The organism is Geodermatophilus sp. SYSU D00700 (genome assembly GCF_054050255.1).
On record NZ_JBJGZA010000008.1, the window covers coordinates 98930 to 118703 of the forward strand.

Below are 19774 nucleotides of genomic sequence, written 5' to 3' on the forward strand. Positions count from 1 at the left end.
GTGGGGGGCAGGAAGGTCCTTGCAGGGGGGCGAGGGGGTCCGTCGTCAGGTGACCGGTTCCACCGGCGTCACCGGCCGGCCCGCGCGGACCACCAGCGCCACCCCGGCGACGACGGCGACCATGCCCGGCAGCGCGAGCAGCGGCGGGGTCTGCTGCAGCAGCACCAGCGCGACCAGCAGCGCCCCGGGTACCTCGAGCAGCACCGCCAGCCCGACCACCGTGGGTCCGACCGTGGACAGCACCAGGTTGAGCAGGGTGTGCCCGAGGATCTGGGCGCACACGGTGATCGCGGCGATCAGCCACCAGTCGCGGGCGCTGAACCCGGCGAGCGGGGTGGTGGTCACCAGCGCGGCCAGGGCCAGCACCACCGCGCAGGTGGAGTAGCAGACGACCGAGTAGGCCGACGTCGCCAGCCGGGTGCGCGCCCGGGCGCCGGCCAGCATGTACCCGCCGGCGCAGATCGCGCCGAGCAGCGCCAGCCCGTCACCGGCCAGCGCCTCCAGGCTCACCGCGACGTCGACCCCGGCGATCAGCGCCGCGCCGACGACGGCCAGCGCCAGCCCGACCCACACCTGCGCGGGCAGCCGCACGCCGGAGACGCGCGCGGCCAGCGCCGTCCAGACCGGCGTCGTGGTGACCAGCGCGGTCGACGCGGCGACGGTGGTCATCGACAGGCTGGGCAGCCACGCGGCGAAGTGCGCGGCGAGGAACAGCCCGGCCACGACCGACGTCGTGAGGTCCCGCGGCCGCAGGCCGGTCAGGGTGGCCCGCTCACGGCCCAGCAGCACCGGCACGAGCAGCGCCGCGCCGGCGGCGTTGCGCCAGAAGGCGATCGCGAGGAACGAGGCGGTCACCATCGCGGTCAGCGGCCCGGAGAACGAGATCCCGACGACGGCGACCGCCATGAGCCCGACGTCGCGGGCGCCCGGGCGGTGCACCGCCCACGGGTCGACCGCGCCTGCCCCTCGGCCCTGCTGCAGGGTCCCGCCGCGAGCCTGCGAGTGGTGGGGGGCAGCAGGGTCCTTCATGGCACGCGGATGCGACCGGCTGCCACCGGCACCACCGCGCCGGCCACCGTGGCCGTGGACGCCCGGCCGCCGTCGGCGGTGACGGTGCAGCGCAGGACCGACGGCCGGCCCATCGCCTCGCCCTGGCGCACGGTGTAGGCCGACGTGCCCTCCGGCGCCAGCAGCCCGGAGGCCACCAGCCACACGCCGGCGCCCAGCGCGGCCGACCCGGTGGCGGGGTCCTCGCTCCAGCGGAGGTCGTGGGCGAAGACCCGGGCGTAGGCGGTCGAGGTCGCGGCGTCCCAGGAGAGCACCGAGACGCCCTCCCCCACGCCGAGCGCGGCCAGCGCCGCCGGCTGCGGGGCGGCGTGGTCGACGACGCCGGGGTGCACGGCCAGGAAGGTCCACGGCAGGCCGCACCCGGCCACCCCCGCCGGCACGCCGACGACGTCGGCCGCGGCCAGCCCCAGTGCCTCCGCGAGCACCGCCGGGTCGGGGCCGTCCTCGAAGGTCGGCCGGCCGCCGGTGAGGGTGGCGCCGTCCTCGGTGACCTCGATGGGCAGCACGCCGGCCCCGCACTCCTGGTGCAGCGTGCCCGCGGGCAGCCGGCCGGTGCGCACCAGCGTGTGCGCCGCGCCGACGCTCGGGTGCCCGGCGAAGGGCAGCTCGGCGTACGGGGTGAAGATGCGGACCCGGTACGACGCGCCGGGCTCGGTCGGCGCGCACAGGAACGACGTCTCCGACAGCGCGAACTCGGCGGCCAGCGCCTGGCACTGCTCCGTGGTCAGGTCGTCGGCGTCGAACACCACCGCCAGCGGGTTGCCCGCGAACGCCCGCGGGGCGAAGACGTCGACGACCTCGTACTCCACGGAACCCGGGGTGGCCACGGCCCGACGGTAACCTCACGAACCGTGAGCACGGTGACCAGGGCGTACGTCGCGCGGCTCGCCGGGCTCCCCGTGTTCGACCCCAACGGCGACCGTGTCGGGCGGGTGCGCGACCTGGTCGTGGCGCTGCGGGTGGGCACCGCCAGCCCTCGGGTGCTGGGCCTGGTCGTCGAGGTGGTGGCCCGCCGCCGCATCTTCGTGCCGATGGGCCGGGTCACCACGGTCGACCCCGGGGCGATCGTGCTGTCGTCGGGCACGCTCAACCTCAAGCGGTTCGAGCAGCGGCGCGGGGAGACGCTGGTGCTCGGCGAGCTGCTCGACCGCACGGTCACCATCCGGGAGACCGGCCGGCCCGCCACCGTCGTCGACGCGGGGATGGAGCAGACCCGCACCGGCGAGTGGGAGATCACCCGGCTCGCCGTGCAGGAGCCCGGCCGGCTGGGCCGGCGGGGGCAGCTGCACCAGCTGGCCTGGGACGAGGTGGTGGGCCTGGCGCTGCCCGAGAGCGGGCAGGGCGCCGAGACGCTCATCGCCACCTACCGCGAGCTCAACGCCGCCGACCTCGCCCACGCGCTGCAGGACCTGCCGGTCAAGCGGCGGCACGAGGTGGCCGGGGCCCTCGACGACCAGCGGCTGGCCGACGTGCTCGGCGAGCTGCCCGAGACCGAGCAGATGGCGATCCTGCAGAACCTCGAGGAGGCCCGCGCCGCCGACGTCCTCGAGGAGATGGACCCCGACGACGCCGCCGACCTGCTCTCCGAGCTGTCCAACGTCGACCGCAACCGGCTGCTGGAGCTCATGGAGCCCGACGAGGCCGAGCCGGTGCGCCAGTTGCTGCAGTACTCCGAGGACACCGCCGGCGGGATCATGACCAGCGAGCCGGTGATCCTCACGCCCGACGCGACCATCGCCGAGGCGCTGGCCCGGGTGCGCGAGCCCGAGCTCACCCCGTCGCTGGCCAGCCAGGTCTACGTCTGCCGCCCGCCCTCGGCCACCCCGACCGGGCGCTACCTGGGACTCGCGCACATCCAGCGGCTGCTCCGCGAGCCGCCGTCGGCCCTGGTCAGCGGCGTGCTCGACGACCTGGAGCCGCTGCGGCCGGAGGCCCCGCTGGCCGAGGTCACCCGGTACTTCGCCACCTACAACCTGGTGGCGGCGCCCGTGGTCGACGACCGCGGCCGGCTGGTGGGCGCGGTCAGCGTCGACGACGTCCTCGACCACCTGCTCCCCGAGAACTGGCGCGAGCGGGCCCGCCGTGGCTGACGGCCGGCGGCTCGACGTCCCCCGCGGCTCACCCCGCGGGCTGGGCAGCTACCTGCGGCTGGACCCCGACGCGGTCGGCCGGTTCGCCGAGGCCATCGCCCGGTTCCTCGGCACCGGCCGCTTCCTCGCCGTCCAGACGATCATCGTGATCCTGTGGATCGCGCTCAACGTGTTCGCCGTGCGGCTGCGCTGGGACCCCTACCCGTTCATCCTGCTCAACCTGGCGTTCTCCACCCAGGCCGCCTACGCCGCGCCGCTGATCCTGCTGGCCCAGAACCGGCAGGCCGACCGAGACCGCGTGCAGGCCGAGGAGGACCGGGCCCGCGCCGCGCAGACCCGCGCCGACACCGAGTACGTCGCGCGTGAGCTGGCCGCGTTGCGCCTGGCGATCGGCGAGGTGGCCACCCGCGACTTCATCCGCGGCGAGCTCACCCGCCTCGTCGACAGCTTCCCCGCCGAGGAGCGGGAGAAGAAGGGGAAGAAGCGGCACAAGGACGTCGCCCAGCCGGCCCTGGCCGACCCCGCGACGTAGCGCACCGTTTCGTCGTCCCCCTGCGGCATCCTGCGGGGCGTGCGCGCACACACGGTGGTGCCCTCGCCGATGGGGCCGCTGACCGTCGTCGCCGACGACGGCGTGCTCGTGCGCCTGTACCTCTCCCCGCCGGGCCCCCGGGCCGAGATCGGCGCGCGGGACGACGCCGCCCTCGCCGGCGCCGCCGGCCAGCTCGGCGAGTACCTCGCCGGCGACCGGGAGGCCTTCGACCTGCCGCTGCGGCCGGTGGGCAGCGACTTCGAGCTGGCCGTCTGGCAGCAGCTCACCCGCATCCCCTACGGCGAGACGCGCAGCTACGGCGCGGTCGCGGCGGCCGTCGGCGAGCCCGGCGGCGCGCAGGCCGTGGGCCTCGCCTGCGGGCGCAACCCGCTGGCCGTCGTCGTCCCCTGCCACCGGGTGGTCGGCGCCGACGGCAGTCTGGTGGGCTTCGGCGGCGGACTCGCCCGCAAGCGCTTCCTGCTCGACCTCGAGCAGCGCGACAGCCGGCTGTTCTGACCCGGCGCCGGTCAGGTCCCGGCGGAGTCGGGCCCGTCGTCGGGCACCCCGGCCACGGACAGCTCCAGGTCGACGAAGGCCGCGATCATCGCCCGGTAGACGCGCTCGGCCACCTCCGGACTGGCCCCCCGGGCCGCCGCGAGCCGCCGCGCCCGGGCGACGACCTGCTCGACCCGGCCCGGAGCCCGCACGGCTGCCGCGTCGGTCTTGAACCGGGCCGCCGCCCGCACCAGCCGCTCCCGCCGGGCCAGCAGGGCCACGAGGTCCTCGTCGAGGCGGTCGATCGCGCTCCGGACGTCGGCCAGCGAGGTGGGCTCGGTCATCTCAGCTCCCCAGGACGTGCACGAGCGCCCCGGTGGCGCCGGCGGCCACCAGGACGACGACGAACGGGGCGCGCAGCGCGAGCGCCACCGCGGCGACGGCCAGCCCGGCCAGCCGGCCGTCGACGACCAGGTCGCGCCCCGCGGCGACCGCCTGCACCGCCACGAGCGCGGCCAGCAGCGCGGCCGGGACGAAGGTGACCATGCGGGTGACCCAGGGCCGCTCGACCCACGCCGCGGGCACCGACAGCCCGGCGAGCTTGAGCAGGTAGCAGCCCAGCGACCCGGCCAGCACCACCGCCCACAGCGTCCCGCTGCTCACGCCGCCGCCTCCTGCCGGGGCCGGCCGGCCAGCGCGACCGCGACGACGGCGGTCACCACCTGCACGCCCGGCGGCACGAACGGGGTGAGCGCCAGTGCCACGGCCGCACCGCCGAGCGCGACCCGGCGGGCGACGGCGGGCTCCTCGGCGCCGGCGCGCAGCCGCGGCCAGAGCAGGGCGAGGAAGGCGGCGGGGACGACGGCGTCGAGCGCCGCCTGTGCGGTCTCCCCCAGCGCCGCGGCACCGAGCGCGCCGACCAGCGTGGTGGTGTTCCAGACCGTGAAGATCGTCGCGCCGCCGGCGAGGAACGCCAGCCGGGCCAGCGGGCGGTCGGGGGCGGCCACGGCCAGCGCCGTCGTCTCGTCGATGACCCAGTGCGCCGCGCCCAGCCGGCGCAGCAGGCCGCGCGGGGCGAGCAGCGGGGCCAGCCGGACGCCGTAGACGGTGTTGCGGGTGCCGAGCAGCAGCGCGCTGCCGACCGCCGCGGCCGCGCCACCGCCGGCGCCGAGCACGCCGACGAGGGCGAACTGGGAGGCTCCGGTGAACATCAGCAGCGACATCGCCAGCGCCTGCCAGGGGTCGAGGCCCGCGGCGTCGGCGGCCGCGCCGAAGGCCACCCCGTAGAGGCCGACGGCGACACCGAGCCCGATCGCGTCGCGCAGGACGGCGGCGCGGGCGGATCCGGACACGGGACCCGAGGCTAGCGACCGGCCGCGGAGGGGAAGCACGGCGCCCGGCACCGCGTTGACCTGCACGGGTGCGCCGCGCCGGACTGCGCAGTACGTCACCCCCGCGCCGGGCGGCACCCGGTGCCGACCGCCGTACAGTGGCAGGTGGCCCGCGGAGCTGGTCCCCGCCGTGTGCGGCAGGCCGCAGCCGGGTCCCCCCGTCGAAGGAGACACACACCCCCATGTCCGACACGCTGACCGGCTCGCCGGCGCTCGACGCCGTCAACGCCGCTCTGGCCACCGTCCAGGACCCGGAGATCAACCGCCCGCTGACCGAGCTCGGCATGGTCAAGGACGTGCAGATCGGCGTCGGCGGCGACCCGGGTGCCGTGCGGGTCGAGGTCTACCTGACCGTGGCCGGCTGTCCGATGCGCGAGACGATCACCAACCGCGTCACCACCGCGGTGTCCGCCGTCGCCGGCGTGACCTCGGTGCAGGTGGGCCTCGACGTGATGAGCGACGAGCAGCGCGCCGAGCTGCGCCGGACCGTGCGCGGCACCGACACCGCCGAGCCGGTCATCCCCTTCGCCCAGCCGGGCTCGCTGACCCGCGTCTACGCCGTCGCCTCCGGCAAGGGCGGCGTGGGCAAGTCCAGCGTCACGGTCAACCTGGCCGCCGCGCTGGCCAAGCGCGGCCTGTCGGTGGGCGTCGTGGACGCCGACATCTACGGCCACTCGGTGCCGCGCATGCTGGGCGTCGACGACAAGCCGACCCAGGTCGACAACATGATCATGCCGCCGCAGTCGATGGGCGTGAAGGTCATCTCGATCGGCATGTTCACCCCGGGCAACACCCCGGTCGTGTGGCGCGGGCCGATGCTGCACCGGGCGCTGCAGCAGTTCCTCGCCGACGTGTGGTGGGGCGACCTCGACGTCCTGCTGCTCGACCTGCCGCCCGGCACCGGCGACGTCGCGATCTCCATCGCCCAGCTGCTGCCCAACGCCGAGATCCTCGTGGTGACCACACCGCAGCAGGCCGCCGCCGAGGTGGCCGAGCGGGCCGGCGCGATCGCCACGCAGACCCACCAGCAGGTGGTCGGCGTCATCGAGAACATGTCCTGGCTGGAGCTGCCCGACGGCTCCCGGATGGAGGTCTTCGGCTCCGGCGGCGGCCAGGCGGTCTCCGACGCGCTGACCCGCACGCTCGGCGCCCGGGTGCCGCTGCTGGGCCAGATCCCCCTCGACACCCGGCTGCGCGAATCCGGCGACGCCGGCGCGCCGATCGTGCTCGCCGAGCCCGGGACGCCCGCCGCGCAGGCGCTGACGAGCATCGCCGACTCCCTCGCCGTCCGGCAGCGCGGCCTGTCGGGCATGTCGCTGGGGCTCACCCCCGTCCGCCGCTGACCCACCGGCACCCAGAACGGCCCGGCTCCCGCGAGGGAGCCGGGCCTTTCTGCGCAGCGGGGCCGGCTACGTGGCGTCGACGTCGAAGGGCGGCGGGACGGCGGGGTCGCGCCGCACCGCGGGCGGCGGCTTGACCAGGCTGGCCGCGGTCGCACCGGCGGGCACGCCCGGCTCGCCGGCGCTGCCGCGGCGCACCGGCGGGGCGTCGTCGTCCTCGAACAGCTGCTGCCGGATGAACGTCTTCGGGTGGTACTTGCGCAGGTCGAGGTCGCGCAGTCCGGCGAGTTCCTCACCCAGCGAGTCGTCGACCTGGGCGCGCACCCCGGTCAGCGCGGTGCGGACCTTCTTCAGGCCGGCCGCCGCGTCGCGGGCCAGGGTGGGCAGCCGCTCGGGGCCGAAGATGAACAGCGCGGCGAGGGCGAGGACCACGATCTCGCCCCAGCCGATCGAGTCGAACACGTGCCGATCCCTCCTCCGTGGACCCAGCGTAGTTCGGCCCCGCTGCAGGGCCCCGCCGCGAGCCTGCGAGTGGCGGGGGGCAGCGGGGTCCTTCGTCAGGCCTGGTCGAGCGTCGCCTGCACCGTCGTGGAGGAACCATTGCGGATCAGTTCGATGGTCACCACGTCGCCGGGCCGGTGCGCGTCGATGGCCACCACGAGCTCCTCGGAGCTGCCCACCGGCACGTCGTCGACGGCGATGACCACGTCCTGCTCCCGGATCCCCGCGGCGGCCGCGGCGCTCTCGGGCTCCACGTTGAGCACCAGGGCGCCGTCGCGGGTGCCGTCGGTGACCGACCGCGTGTTGACCCCGAGCGAGGCGTGCACCGCCGCGCCGGTGGAGATCAGCTGCTCGGCGATCTCGCGGGCGGTGTCGATCGGGATCGCGAAGCCCAGGCCGACGCTGCCACCGCCCAGCGAGGCGATCGCGGTGTTGATGCCGATGACCGCGCCGGTGGCGTCGACCAGCGCGCCGCCGGAGTTGCCCGGGTTGATCGGGGCGTCGGTCTGCACGGCGCTGATGACCGCGTTGGTGTCGCTGCCCTCCCCCGCCAGCCGCACCGGCCGGTCGAGGGCGCTGACGATCCCGCTGGTGACGGTGCCGGCCAGCCCCAGGGGGGAGCCGATCGCCACCACCGGGTCGCCGACGACGACGTCGTCGGAGCTGCCCAGCGAGGCGGTGACCAGGCCGGGCCGGTCGACCTTGAGGACGGCGAGGTCGCTGGCCGGGTCGCGGCCGACGATGCGCGCCTCGGACCCGGTGCCGTCGCTGAACACCGCGCGGATCCCGGCGCCCTCGACGCCGTCGGCACCGGAGATGACGTGGTTGTTCGTGACGATGTAGCCGTTCTCACCGTCGACGACGACGCCCGAGCCCGTGGCGCCGGCCTCGCCGACGCGCACCTCGATCGACACCACCGCCGGCATCACCCGCTCGGCGATGTCGGCCACCGACCCGGGCTCGCGGGTGACGGCGTCGCCGGTCTCCGAGAGGGTCGTGCCCGGCGCGAGCAGCGGGGTCTCCGCGGCCTCGCGGGTGAGCAGGTAGCCGACGCCGCCGCCGAGCGCCCCCGCCAGCAGCACGGCCAGCAGCACCAGCGCGGCCACCCGCACCGACAGGTCGCGCAGCCGCAGCTTGCGGCGGCCCTTGCGGTCGACGACGACCGGGCCCTCCTGCTCGGCCTCCTCGTCGAACACCGCCGGACCGGTGAGGCCGGCCGGGGCGTGCGGGTCGCGCCAGGGGTCGCTGCGGGCGTCGGACTTCCACCACGGCCCGGCGGAGGTGCGCCGCCGGCCGGGGCGCCCGCCGGGCGGCTCCTGCAGGCCGCCCTGCCCGGCCGGGGCGCGGAAGGCCCGCAGCACGGCCTCCGGCGGCGGGGGGGCGACGGGCTGCGGCGGCGGGGTGGGCCGGTCCCTGGCGAAGCTGCCGGCGACGGCGGCCGGGCGCCCGAAGGCGGCCTGCTGCGCGGGGCTCGGCGGCGGGGCCGGCTGCACGGCGGGACGCCGGCGCTCGGGCGGGTCGAACGGACCGGCGGCGCCGGCGGGACGGGCGAAGACCGCGTCGCCGTCGGCCGGCCGGCCGGGGTCGGCGGCGCGCGGGGCGTCGACCGGGGGGCGGACGACGGCCTCGACGGTGCGGTCGCCGTCGTCGGATCCGGGTTGCCGGGCGTCGGGGGGCGTCACGGGTACAGGATCCTCCCCCGGCCCGGCAGGCCGGTGCGGCGGGATCGGGTGTCGCGGCTCAGGGCGCGCCGCCGGCCGGGTCGTGCGGCGCGGACGAGATCACCGTCCGCACCACCGGCGGCACCACCTCGGTGCGCTCGTCGGGACCGGACCCGTCGGCCACCGACGCCGGCGTCGGGCCGGGCGGGACGGTGCCGACGTCGGGCAGGTTGAGCGCGAGCACGGCGACGCCCACGCTCAGCGCGAGGAAGGTGCCGGCCACGCCGCGGCGCAGCCAGCGCGCCTGGTGCGGCGCGGCGCCGTGTGCGGGCGGGTCGTCGAGTGCGATGGTCCAACGCCCCGACGAGTCGGTGACGGTCAGCTGCCCGGGCCCCGCGGCGACCGTGCCCAGGCCGCCGGAGCCGGGGACGTCGGCGGTGAAGGGGATGGCGCACAGCCGGGAGAGCAGGTCACCGGGGACGGCGACGTCGGCGGCGGTGTGCAGCGCCTCCTTGGCCTCCCGCTGGGCCTGCACGAGCATCCGGCACTCGGCGCAGCCGGCCAGGTGGCGGGCGGCGCGGGCGGCCGGGCCGCTGCCCAGCTCGCCGTCGACGAGGGCCGCGATCGCCTCCTGCGCGAGGTGGCTCTCCGGCAGGCTCATGCCGGGGCTCCCGGTGCCGCGACCCCCCGCGGGGCGAGGTGGGCCAGGGCCTGCCGCAGCTGCACGCGGCCGCGGTGGATCCGGCTGCGCACGGTGCCGAGCTTGATGCCGAGGGTGGCCGCGATCTCCTCGTAGGTCAGGCCCTCGATGTCGCACAGGACGACGGCGACGCGGAACTCCGGTGGCAGCGCGTCCAGCGCCGCCTGCACCTGCGGGTCGAGGTGGGTGTCGGCGTAGACCTGCTCGGGGCTGGGCGCGGTGCCGGGCAGCCGCTCGGTGTCCTCGGGCAGCGCGTCGAACCGGATCCGCTGCCGGCGGCGGACCATGTCGAGGAACAGGTTCGTGGTGATCCGGTGCAGCCAGCCCTCGAAGGTGCCCGGCGAGAAGTCAGCGAGCGAGCGGAACACCCGGACGAAGGTCTCCTGGGTGAGGTCCTCGGCGTCCTGGGCGTTGCCCGAGAGGCGGTAGGCCAGCCGGTAGACCCGGGCGGAGTGGTCCCGGACGACCTGCTCCCAGGTGGGCGCGACCCACACCTCGCCGGCGCCGGACGCGTCCGGCCGGTCGGCGGTGGCGGGGACGGGGGCCTCGGGCACGTCGTCAGTATCGCGGACGCGCACGCTGCCGGCCTCCCCCGCAGGCTGGGAGGGGACGGCGGCACGCTCGGGTGTCACGACGGGAGCAACGGACGGCGGATCACCGGGTGTTCCCGTTCACAGGCACCTCACAGGTCGGGGTCACACCTCCGGGTCCCGGGTCGCGGCGCCGGCGGCCTCTACCCTCGGCCGGTGATGAGCGCCGAGGGACCCCCGTCGCACGCGGGCGGCACCGGCAGCGCCGCGTGGGCCGACCGGTACGCCACCGAGGACCCCGTCCTCGCCGCCGCCCGCGCCCGGGCCGGCGCGCTGGGCGGGCCGCCGCCGGTGGGGCCGGCGGTCGGGGCCACCCTGGCCGTGCTGGCGGCGGGGAGCAACGCCCGCACGGTGGTCTCCATCGGCAGCGGCGGCGGGGTGGCCGGCCTGTGGCTGCTGCGCGGCATGCGCCCCGACGGCGTCCTCACCGTGCTCGACACCGATCCCGAGCAGTTGCGGGCGGCCCGGCGCACCCTGGCCGAGGCCGGTGTCCCGCCCGGCCGGACCCGGCTGATCTTCGGCACGCCGGCCGAGGTGCTGCCCCGGCTGTCCCCCGGCGCCTACGACCTGGTGGTCTGCGCCGCTCCGCCGACCGAGTGGTCGGCGCACCTCGGCGCCGTCGTCGGGCTGGTCCGCACCGGCGGCACGCTGGCCTGCCACGGCCTGCTCGCCGGGGACCGCATCGGCGACCGCTCGGCCCGCGACCCGCAGACGGTGGCCTGGCGCGAGCTGGCCCGCACCGTGCGCGAGGACGAGCACCTGACCTCCGCCGTCCTGCCGGTCGGGGCGGGCCTGCTGCTGGCCACCCGCCGGCCGTAGCGGTCAGCTCCCGAACGGGTGCTCGGCCAGCGGCTCCCACGGGCCGCCGAGGTAGCGCCACAGCCCGAGCCCCCGGGCCGGCACCGCGTGCGGCGTGAAGCCGGCAGCGAGCCGGTCGCGCAGCCGCCGGGCGACCTCCGGCTCGACCTTGTTCTGCACGGTCACGTGGGCCGACAGGCGCTGGCGGTCCTGCCGGGTCAGCCAGGGGTCGAACTCCGCGGCCAGGCCGGCGTGCAGCGCCGAGAGCTCGCCGGACCGCAGCCGGTAGGCCACGCCGCGCCCGAGCAGCTGCAGGCCGGTCACCTCGACGTCGAACGGCGGCCGGTCGGCGGCCCGGGCCAGCGCCGCGTCGACGGCGGGCCGCTGCTCCCCGGGCAGGGCGTGGAACAGGGTCACGTGCGCGGCCAGGTGGTTGCGGTCGGCTGGGAAGTGCTCGGCGCGCAGCCGGTCGAAGCGCGCCTGCGCCCCGGCGCCGAGCAGCAGCGTGACGACCAGGGGTGACGTGCTGGAACGGCCCTCGTGCAGGGGCCCGGCCCGAGCGGCGGATGGCCCCGTCCGGAGGCTCACCCCGAGCGTGCGAGGGGTGAGCCTCCGGACGGGGTCCTTCTCGGGGGGCACGAGGGTCCTTCGTCTAGACGACGGCGCGGGCACCCTTGCCCAGGACCGCCACACCTCCGGCGCTGACGTGGTAGTGCTCGCGGTCGGCGTCGGTGTCGACGCCGATGCGGGCCCACGGCGGCACGACGACGTTCTTGTCGAGGATCGCCCGGCGGACGTACGCGCCCTCGCCGACGTGCACGCCGTTCATCAGCACGCTGTCCTCGACCCGGGCGCCGCGGTCGACGTGCACCCCGGGCGAGATGACGCTGTTGTGCACCGACCCGCCGCCGATGATCGCCCCGGCGCTGACCATCGACTCCTCGGCCCGGCCGCCGAGCACGAACTTCGCCGGCGGCAGCTGCGGCGGCAGGGTGTAGATCGGCCAGCGGTCGTTGTAGAGGTTGAACACCGGCGTCACCGACACCAGGTCCAGGTGCGCGTCGTAGTAGGAGTCGATCGTCCCGACGTCGCGCCAGTAGCCGTGGTCGCGCTCGGTGGTCCCCGGGACGACGTTGGTGGAGAAGTCGTAGACGTACGCCCGCCCGGCGTCGGCGAGCATCGGCATGATCGAGCCGCCCATGTCGTGCACCGAGTCGGGGTCCTCGGCGTCGGCGCGCAGGGCCTCGAGCAGGGCCTCGGTGGTGAACACGTAGTTGCCCATGGAGGCGAAGGACTCCTCCGGGCTGTCGGGCAGGCCCGGCGGGTCGGCCGGCTTCTCCAGGAAGCCGCGCACCTTGCCGTCGGCGCCGGCGTCGATGACGCCGAAGCCGGTGGCGTCGCGCCGGGGCACCCGCAGCCCGGCGATGGTCACGCCGGCGCCGGTCTGCAGGTGCTGGTCGACCATCTGTCCCGGGTCCATCCGGTAGACGTGGTCGGCGCCGAAGACGACGACGATGTCGGGCCGCTCGTCGTGGATGAGGTTGAGGCTCTGGAAGATCGCGTCGGCGCTGCCGGTGTACCAGCGCGGGCCGAGCCGCTGCTGGGCCGGCACCGGGGTGATGTAGTTGCCGAGCAGCTGTGACATCCGCCAGGTGGTGGTGATGTGCCGGTCGAGGCTGTGGCTCTTGTACTGCGTGAGCACCGCGATCTGCCGGATCTCGGCGTTCACCAGGTTGGACAGCACGAAGTCGACCAGCCGGTAGTTGCCGCCGAAGGGTACGGCCGGTTTGGCCCGGTCAGCGGTCAGCGGTGCCAGCCGCTTGCCCTCACCACCGGCCAGGACGATGCCGAGCACCCGGGGACCCCCACGCATGGGGGAAACCTAGCCGCTTCCGCGTCCGGCGGCCCCTCACCGTCCCCCCTAGGGTGACGGCCGTGCGCATCGGCATCGTCACGCGCGAGTGGCCCCCCGACGTCTACGGCGGCGCCGGGGTGCACGTGGAGCACCTGGTCGCGGCGCTGCGCTCGCTGCCCGCGGGGCCCGACCTGGAGGTGCACGCCTTCGGCAGCCCGCGCGCCGACGCCGTCGGCTGGCCGGTGCCGCCGGGGCTGGCCGGCGCCAACGGCGCGCTGCAGGCGCTGGGCACCGACGTCGAGATCGCCGCCGCGCTCGGCGGCGTGGACCTGGTGCACAGCCACACCTGGTACGCCAACGGCGCGGGGCTGCTGGCCGGGCTGGTGCACGGCGTCCCGCACGTGGTCACCGCGCACTCGCTCGAGCCGCGCCGGCCGTGGAAGGCCGACCAGCTCGGCGGCGGGTACCGGCTGTCGTCCTGGGTGGAGCGCACCGCCTACCTCGCCGCCGACGCCGTGATCGCGGTCAGCCACGGGATGCGCGCCGACGTCCTCGACGCCTACCCCGACCTCGACCCGGCGCGGGTGCACGTCGTCGGCAACGGCGTGGACGCCGAGGCCTACCGGCCGGTGCGCGACCCCGACGTCGTCCGCTCTCTCGGGGTGGACCCCGACCGGCCCTACGCGCTGTTCGTCGGGCGGATCACCCGGCAGAAGGGCGTCGTCCACCTGCTGCGGGCCGCCGAGCAGCTGCCGGCCGACGCGGGCCTGGTGCTGTGCGCCGGTGCCGCCGACACCCCGGGCGAGCGGCAGCAGGTCGCCGACGCGGTGGCCGCGCTGCAGGCCCGCCGGCCGGGGGTGGTGTGGATCGAGGCGATGCTGCCGCGCGAGCAGCTCGTGCCGCTGATCACCGGCGCCACGGTGTTCGTCGTCCCGTCGGTCTACGAGCCGCTCGGCATCGTCAACCTCGAGGCCGCCGCGTGCGGGACCGCCGTGGTCGCCAGCGCCGTCGGCGGCATCCCCGAGGTCGTCGCCGACGGGCGCACCGGGCTGCTGGTGCCCTACCACCCCGACGACGTCGTCGCGTTCGAGGCGGGCCTGGCCGCGCGGATCGCCGAGCTGCTCGCCGACCCGGCGCGCGCCGCGGCGATGGGTGCCGCGGGCCGCGAGCGGGTGCTGTCGGAGTTCGGCTGGCCCGCGATCGCCCAGCAGACCGTGCAGGTCTACTCCGCGGTGCTCGACGCCCGCGGCTGATCCCCGGCGGCGGGGCCCGGCGGCGGGGCCCGGCGCCGGGTGGGAGGCTGTCCCGACGTGACTCCCCCGACGCCGTCCGACGAGGACCCGATCCGGGCCCTGGTGCGCGCGTCGCACCGGCTGTCCGCCGACCGGGTGGGCACCGTGGTGGCCGAGCAGGCCCGGCGGCTGGGCGCGCAGGACGCGGTGGTCTACCTGGCCGACTACGCGCAGCACGAGCTCGTGCCCGTCCCCGGCGAGGGCGTCGCCGTGCGCCACCCGTTGACCATCGACGGGTCGCTGGGCGGGCGGGCCTTCCGCCGGGTCGACCCGTTGCGGTCCGCGCCGCACGACGGGCCGGGGAGCCTCTGGGTACCCCTGCTCGACGGCGCCGAGCGGTTGGGTGTCCTGGAGCTGGTCGTGCCGACGGAGACGCCGCCGGCCTTCGAGGACGACGCGCGGTCCTTCGCCTCCCTGGTCGCCGAGCTGGTGGTCACCCGCGACGCCTACAGCGACGTCTTCGCCCGGCTGCGCCGGCGCCGCCACCTGTCGCTGGCGGCGGAGGTCCAGTGGGAGCTGCTGCCGCCGCTGACCTACGCGAACGACCGCGTGGTGATCACCGGTGCCCTCGAGCCGTCCTACGAGATCGGCGGCGACACCTTCGACTACGCGGTCAACGGCCCGCTGGCCGACCTGCTCGTGCTCGACGCCGTCGGGCACGGCCTGCCGGCCGCGCTGCTGGCCACCGCGGCCGTCGGCGCCTACCGGCACGCCCGGCGCCGGGAGCTGGACCTGCCCGGGGTCGCCGCCGCCGTGGACGCCGTCGTGGCCGGGCAGTTCTCCGGCAGCCGGTTCGCCACCGCCGTCCTCGCCCGTCTCGACCTGGACACCGGCCTGCTGCGCTGGGTCAACTGCGGGCACCCCGACCCGCTGCTCGTCCGCGACGGCGTCCCAATGCGCCCGCCGCCGTGCCCGCCGGCCCGCCCGCTGGGACTGCTCGCGGCCGACCCGGCGGTGTGCCAGGTGCAGCTGCGGCCCGGGGACCGGCTGCTGCTGCACACCGACGGCGTCGTGGAGGCGCGCTCGCCCGACGGCGAGTTCTTCGGAGAGGAGCGGCTGGCCGACCTCGTCGTCCGCGCCGAGCTCGCCGGCGACCCGCCGCCGGAGACGATGCGCCGGCTGATGGGCAGCGTGATGGAGCACCAGGCCGGGCAGCTGCAGGACGACGCCAGCATCGTCATGGTCGAGTGGCGCACCGGCCGCGAGACCACGCTCGAGCCGTGAGCGCCGCCCCGGCCGGGGACGGGCCGGGCCCGGGGGTCCGCGCCCGCCCCGACGTCGTCGTCGGCCTGGTGGCCGCCCCCGGTGCGCCCGCCGAGGTGGCCGACGAGCTGGCCGCCGACCTCGCCGGCGCGCTGCACGCCGAGCACACCGAGGTGGCCTGGGACGTGCGCGTCGTCGTCGACGGCCTGGTGCAGCCGCCGGCCGACGACGCCGAGATCGTCGCCGCGGCCCGCGAGCGCCTGCTGGCCGAGGAGTGGGACCTCGCCGTCTGCGTGACCGACCTGCCGATCACCGTCGACCGCCGCACCGTGGTGGCGCACGCCAGCCCGGTGCACGGCGTCGCGGTGCTGTCGCTGCCGGCGCTGGGGGCGGTCGGCCGGCGCCGACGGGCGCTGCAGACGGCGGTCGGGCTGGTGCGCGCGCTGCTCGGTGACGACGGCGAGGGCGGGGACGACGCCGAGCGGCTGCGACGGCGGCTGCACGAGCTGGCCGCCGACCAAGCCGACGCGGGGATCGGGTTCACCGCGCGGGTGCTCACCGGGAACCTGCGGCTGCTGGTCGGCATGGTGCGGGCCAACCGCCCGTGGCGGCTGACCGCGTCGCTGTCGCGGGCGCTGACCGCCGCGGTCGCCGCGGGGGTCTTCGCCCTGGTCACCTCGGACATCTGGCGGCTGGCCGACCGCTTCGGACCGGTCCGGCTGGCGGCGGTGGGACTCGGCTCGGTGCTGGCCATCTGCGCGACGCTGGTCGTCGGCGCGCGGCTGTGGGAGCGGGCCCGCTCGCCGCGGGTGCGCAAGCAGGTGGCGCTGTTCAACCTGGCCACGGTCGCCACCGTGGTCATCGGCGTGCTCACGCTCTACGCCACGCTGTTCGTCCTCGCCCTCACCGGCTCCCTGTTGCTGGTGCCGTCGGGGCTGTTCGGCGAGGGGCTCGGGCACCGCGCCGCACTCGGCGACTACCTGGAGCTGGCCTGGCTGACCAGCTCGCTGGCCACCGTCGGCGGCGCGCTGGGCGCCGGGCTGGAGGAGGACGACGCCGTCCGCGAGGCCGCCTACACCCACCGGCCGGGAACCCCCGGCTGAGCGCTGGCCCTCGCCGCCGCGCGGAGGGAGGATGACCTGTGACCATCGCCACGCGGTTCGCCACGGCGCTCGAGCACCTGAGCGCCGGCGAGTCCCCGGCGGCCGAGCTGCTGCCGACCCGGCTGGCTCGGGCCGGTGCCGCGACGCTCGGCGTCGACGCGGCGGGGCTGTCGGTGGTCGACGCCGCGGGCCGGCGGATCCCCCTGGGGTCGAGCTCGGTCGAGGCCGCCTGCGCCGAGCGGCTGCAGTTCACCGTCGGCTCGGGCCCGTGCTGGGAGGCGCAGACGACCCGGCTGCCGGTGTTCGCCGTCCTGGCCGACCTGCACCGCCGCTGGCCGGCCTTCACCGACCTGCTCACCGAGCAGACCCCGTTCCGGGCCGTCGTCGCGTTCCCGCTGCGCGAGGACCTCGCCGGCGCCGGGGCGCTCGACCTCTACTTCACCGACGAGACGGCGGTGCCGACCCTCGACGTGTTCGCCGCCGTCGCCGTGGGCGAGCTGGTGACCGCGCAGCTGACCGAGGCGGCCGTGTGGTCGGACTGGCCGGCCGAGCGCGGACCGGCCTGGCTGCACGGCCCGGAGGCCCGCCGCAGGGCCGCGGTGCTGCGGGCCGCGGGCCGCACGGCGATGGCGCTGGAGACCGACCCGGCGAGCGCACTGGCGCTGCTGCGGGGCGCCGCCTACGTCGGCGGGCGGACCGTCGAGGACGTCGCCGAGGACCTCGAGGAGGGCCGCCTGCGGGTCGAGGACCTCGGCACCGGCCCCGCCGCCTGAGCCGTCGCGTGTGACCGTTCCCGCAGGTCAGGGCGGGAAGTGGCGGTCCACGCGGATCGCTGCACCTCCCGTGACCGCCGCGCCCTCGCCGTCCGCCGTCCCCGCTGCAGCGCCGTCCCCCGTGCCCTCCCCCACCCGTCTGCTCGACGTGCGCACCGTCTACGCCGAGCCCGCGGCCCTCGACTCCGTCCGCGGCCGTGAGGTGCTGGCGCGCTTCCCCGGCGCCGAGGTGGTCGAGGTGCCCTCGCACTGGCAGATCCCCGAGCTCCACGGCAACGGGGGCAACGTCGAGCGGTGGCTGCGGGTCAAGACCGAGACGCTGGTGCTCGGGGTCAAGAAGTCCCTGTCGGCCCGGCCCAACAGCCGCTCGTCGAACTGGATCGCGCCCTCGACCGCGAACGGCTGCGCGATGGCGTGTGCCTACTGCTACGTCCCGCGGCGCAAGGGCTACGCCAACCCGATCACCGTCTTCACCAACATCGAGCAGATCACCGGCTACCTGCGCCGGCACGTCGCCCGGCAGGGCGTCAAGACCGAGCCCGACCAGTGCGACCCGGTGAGCTGGATCTACGACATCGGGGAGAACAGCGACTGCTCGGTGGACGCGCTGGTCAGTGACAACGTGGCCGACCTGGTGGCCACCTTCCGCGAGCTGCCGACCGCCAAGGCGTCCTTCGCCACCAAGTACGTCAACCGGCAGCTGCTCGACCTCGACCCGGGGGGCCGCACCCGCGTGCGGTTCTCGCTGATGCCCGACGCCGACTCCAGGGTGGTCGACGTCCGCACCAGCCGCGTCCCCGACCGCATCGCCGCCGTCGACGACTTCGTCGAGGCCGGCTACGAGGTCCACCTCAACCTCTCGCCGGTCGTCCTGCGCGACGGCTGGGAGGCCGACTGGGCCGAGCTGCTGCGCCGCCTGGACGACACCCTGTCCCCCGCGGCCAAGGCGCAGGCCGCGGCCGAGGTGATCATGCTGACCCACAACCGGGACCTGCACGAGGTCAACCTCGGCTGGCACCCGAAGGCCGAGGACCTGCTGTGGCGGCCCGACCTCCAGCAGCCCAAGCGCAGCCAGAACGGCCAGTGGAACGTCCGCTACCGCAACGACGTGAAGCGGGCCGGCGTCGAGCGGCTGCAGGAGCTCATCGCCCACCACGCGCCGTGGCTGCGGGTGCGGTACGCCTTCTAGCCCGTCTCGCCGGTGTCCCCGTGGGCGGCGCCCACCGGCTTGGACTCCGGTGAGCCGCGCTGGCGCAGGTAGACGGCGAACACCGCCATCGAGCCCACGGCGAGCATCTCCGACTGCCAGTTCTGGAAGGTGCGGCTCCAGAAGTCGGCCCGGCCCAGGTAGCCGACCCAGCTGACGGGGTCGGCGTGCGACTGCAGCTGCTCGGTGTTGTACGCCGTCCACCCGGCGATCGACGACGCCGCCCAGGTGAGCAGGAACAGCGCGCCCATCAGCAGGCCCAGCGAGCGGGAGAACAGGCCGGCCCGCCAGCCGCCGGCGCGCACCCACGGCGGCGAGTCGGCGCGGGCGTGCGCGCCCATCCGCTGCTCCTCGTCGCTCTCGGTGCCGACCTCGTGCAGCTCCTTGGACTCCGCCGAGCCGCGCTGGACCAGCCACACGGTCGCGAACACGTAGAGGAAGAACTGCAGGTACTCCGACTGCCAGTTCTCCATGACGTCGACGGCGAACGACGACGAGGTGACGTAGTCGGCCAGCGGCAGCGGGTCGAGGCCCTGGTCGAGGCGCTGCTCGTTCTCCTCCGCGGCGCCGGCGACCGCCTGGCCGACGAGTGTGGCGAGGAACAGCGCACCGAACGCCAGGCTGAGCCCGTTGTCGCGCAGCACCCGTCGCACGTCGCTCACCGCCCGAGCAGCGCCAGCACGACGCAGTAGGCAACGCCGCCGAGGACGGTCAGCAGGTAGCCCAGGAACACGGCACGGACGGCGTTCACGAGCCCTCCACCAGGCAGTCGTAGCGGTCCTCGTCCGAGGGCGCGCACCCGGCCGCGGCGACCCGCCAGCCGTCGGCGGTCTCGGTGAGGAACAGCGTGTCGTCGTCCAGGCGCACCTGCGCCTCCGAGCCCCAGACCTGGGCCGACACCACGTCGCCGCGGCCGAGCTCCAGGTCCTCGAGCGCCGTGGCGCAGCCGGTCGGCTCCTCGTGCTCGAGGCTGGAGACCGCGGCCTCGGTCAGGAGTGTGCAGCGGACGACGGAGTCGCCGGCGGCGAAGTCCCCGGCCACCTGCTCCACGGCGGGCAGGTGCACGTCGGAGCACCCGCTCAGCAGCAGGGCACCGAGGGCCGGCCACAGCGCTGTCGCACGCACGGATCGCCGCCTCCTCCCGTCCCCGGGGGCCGCGTCTGCTCCGCGTCCGG

General features: G+C 76.1%; 23 protein-coding genes. 10 read left to right on the forward strand and 13 right to left on the reverse strand.

Going from position 1 to position 19774, the window contains the following annotated elements; translation table 11 throughout:
• Nucleotides 1-45: 45 nt before the first annotated feature.
• Together ACI79V_RS09020 and ACI79V_RS09025 are read right to left on the reverse strand one after the other, a co-directional pair.
• The gene (locus ACI79V_RS09020) at nucleotides 46-939 is read right to left on the reverse strand and encodes a DMT family transporter (protein ID WP_456888478.1); all 894 of its coding nucleotides are present in this window, start codon (nucleotides 937-939) and stop codon (nucleotides 46-48) included.
• 86 nt (nucleotides 940-1025) lie between these two features.
• Nucleotides 1026-1895: a PhzF family phenazine biosynthesis protein gene (locus tag ACI79V_RS09025; RefSeq protein ID WP_456888480.1), complete on the reverse strand. Its 870-nt coding sequence runs from the start codon at nucleotides 1893-1895 to the stop codon at nucleotides 1026-1028.
• A gap of 24 nt (nucleotides 1896-1919) precedes the next feature.
• On the opposite strand from ACI79V_RS09025, the gene ACI79V_RS09030 reads away from it, so the two are divergent.
• From ACI79V_RS09030 to ACI79V_RS09040, 3 genes are read left to right on the forward strand one after another with little or no spacing between them, the layout of a single operon-like run.
• On the forward strand, nucleotides 1920-3158 hold the full coding sequence (locus ACI79V_RS09030; RefSeq protein ID WP_456888482.1) for a magnesium transporter MgtE N-terminal domain-containing protein: 1239 nt from the start codon (nucleotides 1920-1922) through the stop codon (nucleotides 3156-3158).
• Entirely contained in the window at nucleotides 3151-3690 is a 540-nt protein-coding gene (locus ACI79V_RS09035) for a DUF1003 domain-containing protein (protein WP_456888483.1), read from the forward strand. The genes ACI79V_RS09030 and ACI79V_RS09035 overlap by 8 nt, the downstream gene beginning before the upstream one ends.
• A 39-nt stretch (nucleotides 3691-3729) precedes the next feature.
• On the forward strand, nucleotides 3730-4206 hold the full coding sequence (locus ACI79V_RS09040) for a methylated-DNA--[protein]-cysteine S-methyltransferase (RefSeq protein WP_456888485.1): 477 nt from the start codon (nucleotides 3730-3732) through the stop codon (nucleotides 4204-4206).
• An 11-nt stretch (nucleotides 4207-4217) separates the two neighbouring features.
• On the opposite strand, the gene ACI79V_RS09045 is transcribed toward ACI79V_RS09040, so the two are convergent.
• Genes ACI79V_RS09045 through ACI79V_RS09055 form a run of 3 tightly spaced genes read right to left on the reverse strand, consistent with a single transcriptional unit; the run spans nucleotide 4218 to nucleotide 5537 of the window.
• A complete protein-coding gene (locus ACI79V_RS09045) occupies nucleotides 4218-4529 on the reverse strand; it encodes a chorismate mutase (protein ID WP_456888486.1) in 312 nt (103 codons plus the stop codon).
• Between the two features lies 1 nt (nucleotide 4530).
• The gene (locus ACI79V_RS09050; protein WP_456873926.1) at nucleotides 4531-4848 is read right to left on the reverse strand and encodes an AzlD domain-containing protein; all 318 of its coding nucleotides are present in this window, start codon (nucleotides 4846-4848) and stop codon (nucleotides 4531-4533) included.
• The gene (locus ACI79V_RS09055) at nucleotides 4845-5537 is read right to left on the reverse strand and encodes an AzlC family ABC transporter permease (protein WP_456888490.1); all 693 of its coding nucleotides are present in this window, start codon (nucleotides 5535-5537) and stop codon (nucleotides 4845-4847) included. The genes ACI79V_RS09050 and ACI79V_RS09055 overlap by 4 nt, the downstream gene beginning before the upstream one ends.
• 221 nt (nucleotides 5538-5758) lie before the next feature.
• Here ACI79V_RS09055 and ACI79V_RS09060 point away from each other — a divergent pair, with 221 nt between their 5' ends.
• A complete protein-coding gene (locus ACI79V_RS09060) occupies nucleotides 5759-6919 on the forward strand; it encodes an Mrp/NBP35 family ATP-binding protein (protein ID WP_456873924.1) in 1161 nt (386 codons plus the stop codon).
• A gap of 66 nt (nucleotides 6920-6985) precedes the next feature.
• Here the strand turns inward: ACI79V_RS09060 and ACI79V_RS09065 are convergent, their stop codons facing one another.
• From ACI79V_RS09065 to sigE, 4 genes are all read right to left on the reverse strand, one after another.
• Nucleotides 6986-7378 carry a twin-arginine translocase TatA/TatE family subunit gene (locus ACI79V_RS09065; RefSeq protein ID WP_456888493.1) on the reverse strand — a complete coding sequence of 131 codons (393 nt, stop codon included), beginning with the start codon at nucleotides 7376-7378 and terminating at the stop codon, nucleotides 6986-6988.
• Between the two features lie 95 nt (nucleotides 7379-7473).
• Nucleotides 7474-9099: a S1C family serine protease gene (locus ACI79V_RS09070; protein ID WP_456888497.1), complete on the reverse strand. Its 1626-nt coding sequence runs from the start codon at nucleotides 9097-9099 to the stop codon at nucleotides 7474-7476.
• 58 nt (nucleotides 9100-9157) lie between these two features.
• On the reverse strand, nucleotides 9158-9739 hold the full coding sequence (locus ACI79V_RS09075) for an anti-sigma factor family protein (RefSeq protein WP_456888501.1): 582 nt from the start codon (nucleotides 9737-9739) through the stop codon (nucleotides 9158-9160).
• Nucleotides 9736-10332 (reverse strand): RNA polymerase sigma factor SigE, encoded by a 597-nt coding sequence (sigE, locus tag ACI79V_RS09080; protein ID WP_456873920.1) that lies wholly within the window; start codon nucleotides 10330-10332, stop codon nucleotides 9736-9738. Before sigE ends, ACI79V_RS09075 begins: the two co-directional genes overlap by 4 nt.
• A gap of 195 nt (nucleotides 10333-10527) precedes the next feature.
• On the opposite strand from sigE, the gene ACI79V_RS09085 reads away from it, so the two are divergent.
• Nucleotides 10528-11187, forward strand: coding sequence for an O-methyltransferase (locus ACI79V_RS09085; RefSeq protein WP_456888586.1), 660 nt, complete (start codon nucleotides 10528-10530; stop codon nucleotides 11185-11187).
• A gap of 3 nt (nucleotides 11188-11190) precedes the next feature.
• On the opposite strand, the gene ACI79V_RS09090 is transcribed toward ACI79V_RS09085, so the two are convergent.
• Together ACI79V_RS09090 and glgC are read right to left on the reverse strand one after the other, a co-directional pair.
• Complete coding sequence (locus ACI79V_RS09090; protein WP_456888503.1) at nucleotides 11191-11754, reverse strand: 2'-5' RNA ligase family protein; 564 nt, start codon at nucleotides 11752-11754, stop codon at nucleotides 11191-11193.
• Nucleotides 11755-11818: 64 nt separating this feature from the next.
• Nucleotides 11819-13039, reverse strand: coding sequence for a glucose-1-phosphate adenylyltransferase (glgC, locus tag ACI79V_RS09095; protein WP_456888506.1), 1221 nt, complete (start codon nucleotides 13037-13039; stop codon nucleotides 11819-11821).
• A gap of 62 nt (nucleotides 13040-13101) precedes the next feature.
• On the opposite strand from glgC, the gene glgA reads away from it, so the two are divergent.
• The 5 genes from glgA (at nucleotide 13102) to ACI79V_RS09120 (ending at nucleotide 18581) form a co-directional block, all read left to right on the forward strand.
• A complete protein-coding gene (gene glgA / locus ACI79V_RS09100; protein WP_456888509.1) occupies nucleotides 13102-14274 on the forward strand; it encodes a glycogen synthase in 1173 nt (390 codons plus the stop codon).
• 57 nt (nucleotides 14275-14331) lie between these two features.
• Nucleotides 14332-15537 carry a PP2C family protein-serine/threonine phosphatase gene (locus ACI79V_RS09105; RefSeq protein WP_456888512.1) on the forward strand — a complete coding sequence of 402 codons (1206 nt, stop codon included), beginning with the start codon at nucleotides 14332-14334 and terminating at the stop codon, nucleotides 15535-15537.
• Complete coding sequence (locus ACI79V_RS09110) at nucleotides 15534-16619, forward strand: hypothetical protein (protein WP_456888515.1); 1086 nt, start codon at nucleotides 15534-15536, stop codon at nucleotides 16617-16619. Before ACI79V_RS09105 ends, ACI79V_RS09110 begins: the two co-directional genes overlap by 4 nt.
• Nucleotides 16620-16657: 38 nt before the next feature.
• Nucleotides 16658-17392, forward strand: coding sequence for a GAF domain-containing protein (locus ACI79V_RS09115; protein ID WP_456888517.1), 735 nt, complete (start codon nucleotides 16658-16660; stop codon nucleotides 17390-17392).
• Nucleotides 17393-17513: 121 nt separating this feature from the next.
• Nucleotides 17514-18581: a spore photoproduct lyase family protein gene (locus ACI79V_RS09120; RefSeq protein ID WP_456888520.1), complete on the forward strand. Its 1068-nt coding sequence runs from the start codon at nucleotides 17514-17516 to the stop codon at nucleotides 18579-18581.
• Here ACI79V_RS09120 and ACI79V_RS09125 read toward each other — a convergent pair.
• Both ACI79V_RS09125 and ACI79V_RS09130 read right to left on the reverse strand, forming a co-directional pair.
• Complete coding sequence (locus tag ACI79V_RS09125; RefSeq protein WP_456888521.1) at nucleotides 18578-19261, reverse strand: DUF6766 family protein; 684 nt, start codon at nucleotides 19259-19261, stop codon at nucleotides 18578-18580. The two genes, ACI79V_RS09120 and ACI79V_RS09125, sit on opposite strands and share 4 nt — an antisense overlap.
• Before the next feature lie 85 nt (nucleotides 19262-19346).
• Nucleotides 19347-19724, reverse strand: coding sequence for a hypothetical protein (locus ACI79V_RS09130; RefSeq protein WP_456888522.1), 378 nt, complete (start codon nucleotides 19722-19724; stop codon nucleotides 19347-19349).
• Between the last annotated feature and the right edge of the window lie 50 nt (nucleotides 19725-19774).

Bases quoted from the DNA above. Each gene is read 5' to 3' on its own strand.
- ACI79V_RS09045 (WP_456888486.1), bottom strand. From the start codon at position 4,529: ATGACCGAGCCCACCTCGCTGGCCGACGTCCGGAGCGCGATCGACCGC.
- ACI79V_RS09060 (WP_456873924.1), top strand. From the start codon at position 5,759: ATGTCCGACACGCTGACCGGCTCGCCGGCGCTCGACGCCGTCAACGCC.
- ACI79V_RS09075 (WP_456888501.1), bottom strand. From the start codon at position 9,739: ATGAGCCTGCCGGAGAGCCACCTCGCGCAGGAGGCGATCGCGGCCCTC.
- ACI79V_RS09085 (WP_456888586.1), top strand. From the start codon at position 10,528: ATGAGCGCCGAGGGACCCCCGTCGCACGCGGGCGGCACCGGCAGCGCC.
- glgC (WP_456888506.1), bottom strand. From the start codon at position 13,039: ATGCGTGGGGGTCCCCGGGTGCTCGGCATCGTCCTGGCCGGTGGTGAG.